We start from the raw sequence: 12,590 nt of genomic DNA, 5'->3' as shown, positions 1-12,590 counted from the left end.
ATAAGGGGGTAGAGGAGATAGATAAGTTATGGCTAAATTTATATACACATTAAAAATAAAAGTCAGTCGTTTTATGCAAGATCGGTATGGAGTAGATGAATATTCAAAATTTTTAATCGTAACTAGTTTGATTTTTATCTTACTAGCCAATGTGACTAATCTATCCTTCTTTTCTATTTTAGGATTGGGATTCATTGTGTACTCTTATGTAAGGATATTGTCAAAAAATACTTCCAAACGCTGGCAAGAAAATAAGAACTACTTAACTATAAAACGGACGGTCAACAAACAATTCCAGTTGTTCAAAAATCGTTGGAGTCAGAGAAAACACTATCGCTTTTACAATTGTCCTTCCTGCAAACAAAAAATACGTGTTCCAAAAGGAAAGAACAAGATCCGTATTACTTGTCCCAATTGTAAAACACAATTCGTCAAAAAAACCTAAACAAGTAAAGCACTATTTTATGGGAGAGATTAAATGGAACTAAATGGAGCTGCTTTGATGCTGACCTTATTCTGTGGTTTAGCAATTATTCTTATCGTAATTGGTGTCTTGATCAAAATCAGTACCACCAAAAAATTAGATCGTTGCACAACGAAAACGATTGGTGAAGTGACGGGTTTCAATTCAAGAGGAAATGGAGTTTGGCTGCCTGTCGTTCAATATGAAGTAAATGGGAAGAACTACAAAGGAAAGCTGATTTACCGTGCAGTTTTTCAGAAAAAAAGCCTAGCCTATAAAGATGCAGAAGTGACGAGTGGTAAATTTGATCAATCGCTGCATATCAAACGGAACAGCGCTTTTTCTACGAATCCTATGCAAGAATTATTTCCTATTGGATCCTCACTAGATGTTTATTACAACAAAGAAAAACCGAAAGAAAACTTTGTACAGAGACGACCGAAAAGTCTCATATCTGCCATTTTTATTGGGTTAGGGATAGGCTACATTATTTTAGGAATCATATTGTTTATGATATTTGGAAATCAGTAAGGGCCCGAATCATCAAACTAATTCAGTCAATTGAAATCCAAACGGAAATGCGGTAGACTATTAGTAAGCAATCGAACAAACTTAAAGTGAAATAAGGATGGAGTGAAAAGTATGGCAAAATATTCAAAAGAAGAATTGAAACAACGATTAACTCCGGAACAATTTGAAGTCACCCAAAACGAAGGAACTGAGCGTCCTTTTACAGGAGAATACGATGATTTTTATGAAGAAGGTATCTATGTCGATATCGTTAGTGGAGAACCGCTATTTTCATCAAATGATAAATACGATGCGGGTTGCGGTTGGCCTTCATTTACTAAACCAATCGAAAGCAAAGAAGTCATCGAAAATATGGACACTCGATATGGGATGAGAAGAATTGAAGTACGCAGTAAAGAAGCTGATTCTCACCTAGGACATGTTTTTCCAGATGGACCGATGGAAGCTGGCGGTTTACGCTATTGCGTCAATTCAGCTGCCTTACGTTTTGTGCCAGTTGGAAAATTAGATGAAGAAGGTTATTCAGAATACCATAAGCTGTTCGCCTAAGCAAAACGGTCATTAAAGAGAAAGCTGTCTCATAGCGAGGCAGCTTTTTCTTTGGTTTTTTGGTTCTACAACATTTGACGTTGGTGAGTAGAAAATACACTTCTTTTTTATTCTAAATCTATTAGAAACTCAGTTCTCGAATGTTCATTACCAACGTTAGAAGATGAAGAGCCTTTTTTTCTACGAGAGCTAAACGACTTTTTACGCTCTCTGGTTCTTTGTAGGGTTGTGTGATAAAATGGAGGGAACAAGTGTGCTGTTTGCATGAAAAAGGAATAGGGGAATTGTGTGATGTATGAGTACATAAAAGGTACGTTGACTTATGTGAGTCCTGCCTATGTAGTGGTGGAAAATCAAGGAATCGGTTATCAGATCTATGCAGCGAATCCGTATCGATTTTCTACTCAGATGAACGAAGAAGTAACGGTTTATCTTCACCAAGCTGTTAGGGAAGATGATATAACATTGTATGGATTCAAGAATTTAAATGAAAAAAAATTGTATTTGAAATTATTGAATGTTTCAGGGATCGGTCCAAAAAGTGGCTTAGCTATTTTAGCAAACGAAGACCACGCTGGATTGATTCATGCGATAGAAAACAATGATGCCAATTATTTAACGAATTTCCCAGGAGTCGGTAAGAAAACTGCCTCGCAAATCGTATTAGATTTAAAAGGCAAATTAGGCGATCTGGATATCGAATGGGCTGACATACAAGGAACTGCTTTATCTCTGGGAGAAGAGAACGAAAATGTTCATATACAAGAAGCACTTGAAGCTTTGAAAGTTTTGGGTTATTCTGCTCGAGAAGTGAAAAAAGTTGCTGGCGAATTAGAAAAAATAGAGCGAGATTCGACAGATGCTTATTTACGAGAAGGTTTAAAATTATTGATGAAAAAATAAGTCGGAAAAGAGGTGAGTGCATATGGCTTATGATGAGCGTATTATTTCTGGAGATGTTGAGGGTGATCAAGAAGAAATAGTGGAGAAATCTTTGCGTCCTCAATACTTAAGTCAATATATTGGGCAAAACAAAGTGAAAAAAGAACTATCCATTTATATTGAAGCAGCAAAACTAAGACAAGAAGCATTAGACCACGTACTGTTGTATGGACCGCCTGGACTTGGGAAGACAACTATGGCAATGGTTATTGCGAATGAATTAGGTGTTAACGTTCGTACAACTAGTGGACCAGCCATTGAAAAATCAGGTGATTTAGTAGCGTTATTAAACGATTTAGAAGCAGGAGATGTATTATTCATTGATGAAATACACCGCTTGCCAAAAATAGTAGAAGAAGTCCTATATTCAGCTATGGAAGACTACTTCATTGATATTATTGTTGGTGAAGGACCAAACGCACACCCTGTACATTTCCCGTTGCCTCCATTTACCTTAGTAGGAGCAACGACGCGTGCTGGACAACTTTCAGCCCCGTTACGAGACCGTTTTGGTATTGTATCGCATATGGAATATTACACAGTGGAAGACTTAACTGATATTGTCTTGCGTTCGGCAGATATTTTTCAAACCAGTATTGTTCAAAGCGGAGCGATAGAAATCGCCAGACGTTCAAGAGGAACACCTCGTGTAGCCAATCGATTGCTGAAACGGGTACGGGATTACGCTCAAGTAGAGTCTGACGGAGTAGTTACGGAAAGTACAGCAAATTCTGCTTTAAGAATGCTGCAAGTTGACGACAAAGGATTAGATACTGTTGACCAGAAGCTGCTGAGAATAATGATTGAAAGCTATAATGGAGGGCCAGTTGGTTTATCAACCATTGCTGCAAATATCAGTGAAGAAATCGAGACCATTGAAGATATGGTAGAGCCGTTCTTATTGCAAAACAGCTTGATTCAACGGACTCCGCGCGGTAGAATAGTTACTGCTTTAGGATATGAACATTTAGGCTATCCTATGCCCAGTATAGATAAATAGATTAGGAGAAATGGCAATGTTGACAACAGAAGATTTTGATTTTGAACTACCTGAAGAACTGATCGCACAAACTCCATTGGCTGATCGTTCGAGCTCAAAATTGTTAGTGCTAAATAAAGAGACAGGAGAAGTGAAAGACACTCATTTCACTTCTATTTTAGACGAGTTAAATCCAGGAGATGCGTTGGTTATGAACGATACTCGCGTATTACCAGCTCGTTTGTATGGAGTTAAACCAGAAACTGGGGGTCACGTTGAAGTATTGTTATTGAAAAATAACGAAGGTGATAACTGGGAAACGCTAATTAAACCAGCTAAAAGAGCTAAAACGGGCACAATGATCCAATTTGGAGACGGACGTCTAAAAGCGGTGGTCAAAGAAGAGTTGGAACATGGTGGTCGAATCGTTGAATTTACTTATGATGGTATTTTTCTAGAAGTGTTGGAATCATTAGGAGAAATGCCTCTGCCTCCATATATCAAAGAAAAATTAGAAGACAAAGAACGTTACCAAACAGTATATGCGAAAGAAAATGGTTCGGCTGCAGCACCAACAGCGGGCTTGCATTTCACACCAGAACTCTTAGAGCAAATTAAAGAAAAGGGTGTAGAATTAGTCTTCTTGACACTGCATGTTGGGCTGGGAACATTTAGACCAGTAAGTGTGGACAACATCGAAGAACACAAAATGCATTCTGAATTTTACAATTTCACTCAAGAAGCTGCAGACCAATTAAATCAAGTGCGTGAGAATGGCGGGAAAATTGTGGCCGTTGGAACAACTTCTATTCGTACCTTGGAGACTATTGGAACGAAATTTGATGGTGAACTAAGAGCCGACAGTGGCTGGACGGATATCTTTATTGCTCCAGGATATACATTTAAAATAGTTGAAGCTTTCTCAACAAATTTTCATTTACCAAAATCAACCCTAGTGATGTTGGTAAGTGCATTTGCTGGGAGAGAGAATGTATTAGCTGCCTATGAGCATGCGGTACAAGAAAAATACCGTTTTTTCAGTTTTGGAGATGCGATGTTCGTTAAATAAAGATACAAAAATAGAAGTTGGCTATGAAACGCCAACTTCTATTGGTTTGCAGAGGAATTAGGAAGATAGGTTAATTTGAATTGAGTTTTAAAAATCTTGGTTAAACTTTGATTCGGTTTATCTAAAAGATTTTTGGTTCATAAATTTTTCGTTGTTAAGTTGTTGCATACGTTTCGTGATTCTGTATTTCTTAACTAAGCTTGAAAGATCGATCTGTAGTACGGTAAATCTTAAAGCATTGTTCAAAAAGAATGTTCCAAAAGCTGTTAATTTAAACATAGAAACCTATCTTCCATGTTGCATTCCTCTTCCCACTTATAGAATAGCACAATTAGGAAGCGGTTACTAATTTAATGCTCGTATTTATTAACTTTTTTTGACAAAAATTAAAGTGAATAAGAAATGAAAAACAGAAATGTGCTTTAGTTAAAAAACAAAGTATGATAGTATATACCATTGGGTCAGCAATTTAGTGATGATAAAGCTGATTAGATTTGGAGGCTCATTAATTGAAAGACTTACATCCCTTGGATATCAAGCAATTAACAAAAACTCAACAAAAAATTGTTGACGCTGCGTTAGATTTGATATCACATATCGGTTATAAAAGTACCACAACAAAAAAAATCGCAGATCAAGCTGGAGTTAATGAAACAACGATTTTTAAAAATTTCAAGACAAAGCAAATATTGATTGATACTGCATATAAACAACACACTACTCAAATTACAGATGAAGTAGATGAGTTTTTTAGTCATCAATTTGAGAATACGGAAGACTTAATGCGAAAAGCTGGTCGCTTTATTGCTGAAATGTACCATCGTCACCGTACAATTGTTATTGGAACGGTTAAAGAAGTAGGCAATGAAAATATGAAGTCTATTTCAAATTATAAGGAAGATTACGTCAACAATTCTTTGTGTGAAAAATTAAAATCTTTTTCAATGGAACATAGAATCAGCGAACAAGAATATGAAACGATTGTGTACATTTTCAGTGGAGCTATTTTGAGCTGGCTGATTGATAATGTACGTAGAGAATACATGGAAGACACAGAAGAGAGTAGAGTTGACTTGGAAGATATTATCGAAATGATGGTAAAAATGCTTAAATAGTCGACAGGATATAATGAGAAAGTAGGAACTGTAAAATGTCAGAACCAGCAATTAAATACCGTTTAATCAAAACAGATAAACGTACTGGAGCACGTTTGGGAGAAATCATTACTCCTCATGGAACGTTTCCAACACCCATGTTTATGCCTGTGGGGACATTAGCCACGGTAAAAAGTATAGCTCCAGAAGAACTGGATGAGATGGGTGCATCCATTATACTTAGCAATACGTATCATTTATGGCTGCGTCCGGGAGAAGACATTGTCGAAGAAGCGGGCGGCCTACACAAGTTTATGAATTGGGACAAAGGAATTCTAACGGATTCTGGCGGCTTCCAAGTCTTTTCTTTAGCGGACATGCGGAGAATTGAAGAAGAAGGTGTTCATTTTAGAAATCATTTAAATGGTTCAAAAATGTTCTTGTCTCCCGAAAAAGCCATCAATATCCAAAATAAACTCGGACCAGATATTATGATGAGTTTTGATGAATGTCCACCATTTGATGAAAGCTACGATTACGTTAAGAAGTCTGTAGAACGTACATCGAGATGGGCAGAACGAGGCTTAAAGGCTCATGCTAATCCGGATAGACAGGGTTTGTTCGGAATTATCCAAGGAGCCGGTTTCAAAGAATTGAGAGAACAAAGTGCGCGCGATTTAGTTTCAATGGACTTTCCAGGATACTCAATTGGAGGATTGTCTGTTGGAGAACCTAAATCAGAAATGAATCGTGTGTTAGAGTTTACGACACCATTGATTCCAGAAAATAAACCACGCTATTTAATGGGAGTGGGTACTCCTGACTCTTTCTTCGATGGCGTTATTCGTGGAGTAGACATGTTTGATTGTGTATTGCCGACTCGAATTGCTCGTAACGGAACGTGTATGACCCACAAAGGCCGTGTAGTGATAAAAAATGCGAAGTATGAACGAGATTTTGGGCCTTTGGATGATCAATGCAATTGCTATACTTGCCGCAATTATTCACGAGCTTATATTCGTCATTTATTTAAATCTGACGAAACATTTGGTTTGCGTCTGACAAGCTACCATAACTTATATTTCTTATTAGAAGTGATGCGAAATATTCGCCAAGCTATTCTTGATGACAACCTTTTAGAATATCGCGAAGCGTTTATGGAAGAGTATGGATACAACAAACCCAATGCAAAAAACTTTTAAAAATGTGTAGTATTGAACTCTTATTTTTGGTACAGTTATGAGTGAGAAATAAATTAAAATCTATTTTATCAATTTTTAGGAGTGAAACAAATGGAATTTATTTTTAGTTTGCTTCCTTTTGCGTTAATCATGGTATTGATGTATTTTATGATGATTCGCCCACAAAAAAAAGCACAACAACAGACAAAAAGTATGTTGGATTCTTTGAAAAAAGGAGACACAGTTGTCACTATCGGCGGTTTGCATGGAATGATCGATGAAGTTAGAGAAGCGGATAAGACAGTCGTTATCGATTGTGAAGGTATTTTCTTAACTTTTGAAAGACGTGCTATCGCACGCGTAGTCACATCTGCACCTGCTGATGCAGTTGATATGTTGGGAGATAACACTCCTACAAATACAGATTCAAACGACATGTAAGAAAATAGTTTCAGAGAAACAGCTGAAACAGTATTGTTGGGGAAAGGTATAGTGCCTTTCCTTTTCTTGTCTTACTAACTCTATTTTGTTTGCTATTATAGATTGATTTTAAACCAAAAAAAAGTAAAATAAAGGTAAGTATAGAGATAAGAACCGAATCGTGCTTAGAAAAGAGGTGTAGAATTCTAATGGTCGCTCTCGAATTAAGTTTTTCTCAATATGAGCCGTGGATCAACCTAAAAGCAAAAGAGTTCAATCGTTTAGGTTATTCAGAAATCAATGCAGAGGATATCTGGAATTATTTGGTGAAATTTTGCTGGAAAAGAAAGCAACCCGTACATTACTATGCACGTGTGAAACAAATAATGTCCATTGAGCCCAATCATTACTTAGATTTTGCATCTCTGGAAGCACAAGTAAAAGTTTCTTCTTTGGATGAAATGGATTTAAATGCATTTTTCTAGATCAAAAGCGCTTAGAAAATGGATAAGACATCCTGGATTTTTATGGGTTGTTTAAGAAGAGTGTGAGTTGCTGTAGGCAAGTCATACGTAATGATAAAGGTCGGATCACTCAGGATCGGACCTTTTATCGTACTCGAAAATAAAATCTCTTTAGGTTCGCAACGGATCTTTATCAAACAAAGAAGCAACAGCAGACTTTATAAGGTTAAAGGTGATAAATGATGACTCCCAATAAAGAAGACTATTTGAAAATTATTTTCGAACTAGGCGGGACCGAACATAAAGTAACAAACAAACAAATTATGAACAGTCTTCAAGTTTCCGCACCCAGTGTGAGTGAAATGATGACAAAACTATTAAAAGAAGACTACATTGTTCATATTCCTTATAAAGGGGTGCAATTAACCGAAAAAGGCGAGCGAAAAGCCAGTGTTTTGGTACGTAAACATCGCTTATGGGAAGTCTTTTTAGTGGAAAAGTTAGCATTTCCTTGGAATGAAGTGCATGAAGAAGCAGAAGTGTTGGAACATGTAACCTCTAGAGAATTGGCCGATAAATTAGAAAAATTTCTAGACTATCCTAAAACGTGTCCTCATGGTGGAGTAATCCCATCAAATAGTGGACAATTCTCTGAAAAAAATAATTTGAGTTTGGTTCATTTTGGAAAATTAACAGATATTCGGATCAAGCGAGTGTTGGATGACAAAGAATTATTGGATTACCTTTCTTCTTTAGATATTAAAGTAGGACAAATCTATACTGTAAAAGAATACGGTATTTATGAAGGACCTATTATTCTAGGATACAACAATGAGGAAAAACAAATCAGTTACAAAGCAGCTTCGAATATTTATATTGAAGAAATTTAAGATTGGATCCACACACTCTTTTCTTTGAGAAAGAGTGTTTTTTGCCAGTCTTGTGAAGAATCCGGTATACTAAAAAGAGGAGGAGTTGAGAAGGTTGGACATAGGTATTCTGCATTTTGACGAACCAAAAAGAGATACTTCTAGAAAAATCATTCATGTGGACATGGACGCCTTCTATGCTTCGGTAGAGATGCGTGAAAATCCAAGTCTAAAAGACAAGCCCGTTATTATAGCTCGGCATCCGAAAGAAACAGGAGGAAAAGGCGTTGTCGCAACGGCTAATTATGAAGCTCGTAAGTATGGGGTTCATTCTGCGATGAGTTCACAAAAAGCTTATGAGCTTTGTCCAGAAGGGGTTTTTATTCCGGGTAATTTTGAGTTGTACCGGGAAGTATCTGCACAAGTACGAGAGATTTTTAAGCGTTACACAGACCTGATCGAACCTCTTTCATTAGATGAGGCCTACTTAGACGTGACTAAAAATAAAATAGATATGAAAAGTGCTACGATTATTGCCAAACGAATACAGCGTGAAGTATGGGATGAAGTTCAATTAACTTGCTCCGCTGGAGTTTCGTACAATAAATTTATTGCAAAACTCGCTTCAGATTACCAAAAGCCTTCTGGAATAACCGTTATTCCTCCTGATGATGCTTTAGTATTTCTGCGTGACTTACCGATTGAAAAATTTTATGGAGTCGGCAAAAAAACAGTGGAACGAATGCATGAATTAGAGGTTTACACAGGTGAAGATCTCTATCAAATGGATCAAATGACTTTGATCCATCATTTTGGCAGAATGGGATTTTCGCTCTATCGAAAAGTACGCGGGATTGATGATGGTCCAGTACGAGTGAGTCGTGAGCGTAAATCAATCGGCAAAGAAAACACCTATAATCAAGTGCTGCAGACAGATAACGAAGTCATAGCCGAGCTGAGGCATTTGTCTAATAGAGTCTATCAGACCCTTGTTAAACATCAAAGGCATGGCAAGACAGTTGTACTTAAAATTCGATATGCGGATTTTGAGACCATTACAAAAAGAATGACATTACCAGATTATTTAACCAACGAAAGCGATATTTTCTTTTACGCCCAAAATATGTGGTATGAAATTGGTCAGATCGAGAAAGAAGTTCGTTTATTAGGGGTTACTGTTACAAATCTGGATCCGATCTCTTTTGAAAATATCATCCTCCCATTATGGGAACAAAATGATTGAGCCAGATTGACTCACTTGTTTAAATAGGTTAGAAAAAAGAACTGCTTTTTTGAAGCGGGTCTTTTTTTGTTGAGCAGCTTCCTAAGTATTCCCTTTTTATACAAGAGAATCTTGACCCATGTCATACGCATGAAAAATTTAAATAAAAAATAAGATTCTGAATCCTATCGGCTCTGGTATGCTAAAAGAAAAATGCAGAGGCGGGCGACATGAACGAGATTTTCCATCTGCTGAGTGAAGTGGAAGACTTCGGTCTTCATTATGAAAAAGACCCGCTTTCTTTGAACTTCCCGAAATACTTAGACGACACGCTTTTTTAGGCTGTGACTCGTTTGAGACCCGTGATATTTCTGGAGGAATAGGGGTTGCTTGTAGCCATGTAAAAAATGAAATGTGAATTACGGAGCGTTGGCACTTCAGCGCTTACGATTCCGTTTGAAGCTTGAAAGTCTGGAGACTACAGGCTCCAGACGGTCCCATGGCTTTCCACAAGCAAACCCGTCCATTCCGGAGGAAATTTCATCCCATAGAGCCGCCCCTACTTATTAAGAGAGCGTTTTAAAAAGAAGACCTTAATTTTTGAGAGAAAGTACTTTTCATGCGCATGACGCGATCTTCACCTTGCATTCCTAGTTTTTACGGTTCTTGGGTGGTATAATAAAAAAGAATGATACAGTTAAAGAATGTGTACTAATAAAGGAGAGGTAAGCAATGAAATTATCATGGCATGGACAATCTTGTATAAAAATTGTGACTGATTCAGAGCACCATATTCTTATTGATCCATTTATAACTGGGAATGACAAAAGCGACTTAAATGCAGATACTGTTGAGGCTGACGTGATTATTCTGACTCATGCACATGATGACCATATAGGAGACACTGAACCCATTGCCAAAAGGACAGGAGCTTTAATCATCGCAAACGTTGAAATTGCTGCTTATTTTGCTGCTAAAGGATTCGATACGCACGGTATGCAAATGGGTGGCAAACATGTATTTGAATTTGGGGAAATCAAGATGACGCCTGCTATTCATGGTTCTTCATATGAAATAGATGGGATGCCCTTCACATTAGGTTTAGCTGCTGGGATTTTATTTACGGCTGATGATCATACGATTTATCATGCAGGAGATACAGCACTGTTCAGTGATATGAAATTAATTGGCGCGTATAAATCCATTGATATTGCTTTACTGCCAATTGGGGATAATTACACTATGGGACCGGAAGACGCTAAAGTAGCAGCAAATTTTGTGAATGCAGATAAAGTCGTTCCAATTCATTACAATACTTTTCCACTGATTGAACAAGATGGCAAAGCTTTTTGTGAGAGCTTGCCAGGCGATCAGGGAATGCATTTGGAAATCGGAGAAATAGTTGAATTAATATAAGTTAACTTAGATGAGTAGGGGTATGGAATGGCAACGAAACACGATCAAATTTTAAATCATATTGAAAATCTACCTGTAGGAGCAAAAATTTCTGTCCGCTCTATCGCTAAAAACTTAAGCGTTAGTGAAGGAACTGCTTACAGAGCAATTAAGGATGCAGAAATTTCAGGGATGGTTTCGACGATCCAGCGAGTAGGTACCATTCGGATTGAAAGAAAAACAGCTGACAGCATTGAAATATTGACTTTCGGAGAGACCGTGAATATTATTGAAGGCTCTGTTTTAGGTGGAGAAGAAGGGTTGGATAATCCTTTGCGGAAATTTATCATTGGGGCCATGGAAGAAGAGGCTATGATCCGGTATATTACACCAGGGTCATTAATGATTGTTGGAAACCGGGAAAATGCTCAACGACTTGCGTTAGAAAATGGCGCCGCAGTATTGATCACTGGGGGATTCAAGGCTTCTCCAGAAGTTATCATGCTGGCTAATAAGACTAATCTGCCGATTATCGGAACGAGTTACGATTCTTTTACCGTAGCGACTATGATCAATCGAGCAATGGCAGATCAACTGATCAAAAAAGAAGTCATGTTGATTGAAGATATTTACATTTCTTTACCAGAAACGATTTATTTATCAATTGATGATACGATCAAAGAATACCGAAATTTAAATGAGCAAAGTCAGCATTCACGTTTTCCAGTGGTAAATAAAAATATGCGGGTAGTTGGAATTGTGACAGCTAAAGATGTGATCGGAAAAGCTGATTCTGTCAAAGTCGAACGGGTAATGACGAGAAACCCAGCTTCCGTGAAAACTCATATGAGTGTAGCCAGTGTGGCACATTTGATGATTTGGGATGAATTGGAAGTCATGCCGGTAGTAAAGGATGATTTGACCTTGATCGGTATCATTTCCAGACAAGATGTCATGAAAGCAATGCAGACCACACAACGGCAACCTCAAATGGGTGTGACGATTTCGGATCAAATTGTAGAACAAGTAGAAAAAATAGCAGATTCGGAAAATACCCCACCTGCATTGGTAGAGGAATTGCCGAAATATTCCTTTACAGTGACTCCACAAATGACGGATCCAGTTGGAAATTTATCTATCGGGGTATTAAGCGAGACAATCACTTATGTAGCTACAATGAGTCTAGAAAATATTAAGAAAAGAAATGCCGTAATTGAACAATTCAATCTATTTTCGATAAAAATGATTCAAATGGGCAGTGAACTGATTATTAAGCCAAAAATATTTGAAGTAGGAAGACGTTCTTCTAAACTAGATATTGAAGTCTATCACGAAAATATTCTGGTAGCTAAAGCTGTAGCTGTCTGTCAAATGATGCAACGTGCTTAATAAGAAAGCAAGTCTATTAACTT

At 37.4% G+C, this 12,590-nt stretch carries 14 protein-coding genes; all 14 read left to right on the top strand.

What is annotated here, in order from left to right; translation table 11 throughout:
* Positions 1-28 precede the first annotated feature (28 nt).
* The 14 genes from ACEN4I_RS04820 to ACEN4I_RS04755 all read left to right on the top strand — a co-directional run bounded on the left by ACEN4I_RS04820 (position 29) and on the right by ACEN4I_RS04755 (position 12,567).
* The gene (locus tag ACEN4I_RS04820; protein WP_407095699.1) at positions 29-445 is read left to right on the top strand and encodes a hypothetical protein; all 417 of its coding nucleotides are present in this window, start codon (positions 29-31) and stop codon (positions 443-445) included.
* Between the two features lie 33 nt (positions 446-478).
* The gene (locus ACEN4I_RS04815; protein WP_407102229.1) at positions 479-994 is read left to right on the top strand and encodes a DUF3592 domain-containing protein; all 516 of its coding nucleotides are present in this window, start codon (positions 479-481) and stop codon (positions 992-994) included.
* Between the two features lie 111 nt (positions 995-1,105).
* Complete coding sequence (gene msrB, locus ACEN4I_RS04810) at positions 1,106-1,543, top strand: peptide-methionine (R)-S-oxide reductase MsrB (protein WP_407095701.1); 438 nt, start codon at positions 1,106-1,108, stop codon at positions 1,541-1,543.
* A 291-nt stretch (positions 1,544-1,834) separates the two neighbouring features.
* Complete coding sequence (gene ruvA, locus ACEN4I_RS04805; protein WP_407095702.1) at positions 1,835-2,446, top strand: Holliday junction branch migration protein RuvA; 612 nt, start codon at positions 1,835-1,837, stop codon at positions 2,444-2,446.
* 22 nt (positions 2,447-2,468) lie between these two features.
* Positions 2,469-3,485 carry a Holliday junction branch migration DNA helicase RuvB gene (gene ruvB, locus ACEN4I_RS04800; protein ID WP_407095703.1) on the top strand — a complete coding sequence of 339 codons (1,017 nt, stop codon included), beginning with the start codon at positions 2,469-2,471 and terminating at the stop codon, positions 3,483-3,485.
* Positions 3,486-3,501: 16 nt separating this feature from the next.
* Positions 3,502-4,533 (top strand): tRNA preQ1(34) S-adenosylmethionine ribosyltransferase-isomerase QueA, encoded by a 1,032-nt coding sequence (gene queA, locus ACEN4I_RS04795; protein ID WP_407095704.1) that lies wholly within the window; start codon positions 3,502-3,504, stop codon positions 4,531-4,533.
* A 509-nt stretch (positions 4,534-5,042) separates the two neighbouring features.
* Entirely contained in the window at positions 5,043-5,648 is a 606-nt protein-coding gene (locus ACEN4I_RS04790; RefSeq protein WP_407095705.1) for a TetR/AcrR family transcriptional regulator, read from the top strand.
* Between the two features lie 35 nt (positions 5,649-5,683).
* The gene (gene tgt / locus ACEN4I_RS04785; protein ID WP_407095706.1) at positions 5,684-6,829 is read left to right on the top strand and encodes a tRNA guanosine(34) transglycosylase Tgt; all 1,146 of its coding nucleotides are present in this window, start codon (positions 5,684-5,686) and stop codon (positions 6,827-6,829) included.
* 90 nt (positions 6,830-6,919) lie between these two features.
* Complete coding sequence (gene yajC / locus ACEN4I_RS04780; protein WP_407095707.1) at positions 6,920-7,249, top strand: preprotein translocase subunit YajC; 330 nt, start codon at positions 6,920-6,922, stop codon at positions 7,247-7,249.
* Positions 7,250-7,437: 188 nt separating this feature from the next.
* Positions 7,438-7,713, top strand: coding sequence for a post-transcriptional regulator (locus ACEN4I_RS04775; RefSeq protein ID WP_407095708.1), 276 nt, complete (start codon positions 7,438-7,440; stop codon positions 7,711-7,713).
* Between the two features lie 221 nt (positions 7,714-7,934).
* A complete protein-coding gene (locus ACEN4I_RS04770; protein WP_407095709.1) occupies positions 7,935-8,582 on the top strand; it encodes a metal-dependent transcriptional regulator in 648 nt (215 codons plus the stop codon).
* A gap of 94 nt (positions 8,583-8,676) precedes the next feature.
* Positions 8,677-9,804 (top strand): DNA polymerase IV, encoded by a 1,128-nt coding sequence (dinB, locus tag ACEN4I_RS04765; protein ID WP_407102230.1) that lies wholly within the window; start codon positions 8,677-8,679, stop codon positions 9,802-9,804.
* A 711-nt stretch (positions 9,805-10,515) separates the two neighbouring features.
* Entirely contained in the window at positions 10,516-11,199 is a 684-nt protein-coding gene (locus ACEN4I_RS04760; protein WP_407095711.1) for a metal-dependent hydrolase, read from the top strand.
* A 27-nt stretch (positions 11,200-11,226) separates the two neighbouring features.
* Positions 11,227-12,567 (top strand): DRTGG domain-containing protein, encoded by a 1,341-nt coding sequence (locus tag ACEN4I_RS04755; protein ID WP_407095712.1) that lies wholly within the window; start codon positions 11,227-11,229, stop codon positions 12,565-12,567.
* Positions 12,568-12,590 lie beyond the last annotated feature (23 nt).

Source organism: Desemzia sp. FAM 23990 (assembly GCF_045528485.1).
Classification (GTDB): Bacteria; Bacillota; Bacilli; order Lactobacillales; family Carnobacteriaceae; genus Desemzia.
This window is presented reverse-complemented; position numbering and strand designations above follow the sequence as displayed.

Bases quoted from the DNA above. Each gene is read 5' to 3' on its own strand.
- ACEN4I_RS04820 (WP_407095699.1), top strand. From the start codon at position 29: ATGGCTAAATTTATATACACATTAAAAATAAAAGTCAGTCGTTTTATG.
- ACEN4I_RS04815 (WP_407102229.1), top strand. From the start codon at position 479: ATGGAACTAAATGGAGCTGCTTTGATGCTGACCTTATTCTGTGGTTTA.
- msrB (WP_407095701.1), top strand. From the start codon at position 1,106: ATGGCAAAATATTCAAAAGAAGAATTGAAACAACGATTAACTCCGGAA.
- ruvA (WP_407095702.1), top strand. From the start codon at position 1,835: ATGTATGAGTACATAAAAGGTACGTTGACTTATGTGAGTCCTGCCTAT.
- ruvB (WP_407095703.1), top strand. From the start codon at position 2,469: ATGGCTTATGATGAGCGTATTATTTCTGGAGATGTTGAGGGTGATCAA.
- queA (WP_407095704.1), top strand. From the start codon at position 3,502: ATGTTGACAACAGAAGATTTTGATTTTGAACTACCTGAAGAACTGATC.
- tgt (WP_407095706.1), top strand. From the start codon at position 5,684: ATGTCAGAACCAGCAATTAAATACCGTTTAATCAAAACAGATAAACGT.
- yajC (WP_407095707.1), top strand. From the start codon at position 6,920: ATGGAATTTATTTTTAGTTTGCTTCCTTTTGCGTTAATCATGGTATTG.
- ACEN4I_RS04775 (WP_407095708.1), top strand. From the start codon at position 7,438: ATGGTCGCTCTCGAATTAAGTTTTTCTCAATATGAGCCGTGGATCAAC.
- ACEN4I_RS04770 (WP_407095709.1), top strand. From the start codon at position 7,935: ATGACTCCCAATAAAGAAGACTATTTGAAAATTATTTTCGAACTAGGC.
- ACEN4I_RS04760 (WP_407095711.1), top strand. From the start codon at position 10,516: ATGAAATTATCATGGCATGGACAATCTTGTATAAAAATTGTGACTGAT.
- ACEN4I_RS04755 (WP_407095712.1), top strand. From the start codon at position 11,227: ATGGCAACGAAACACGATCAAATTTTAAATCATATTGAAAATCTACCT.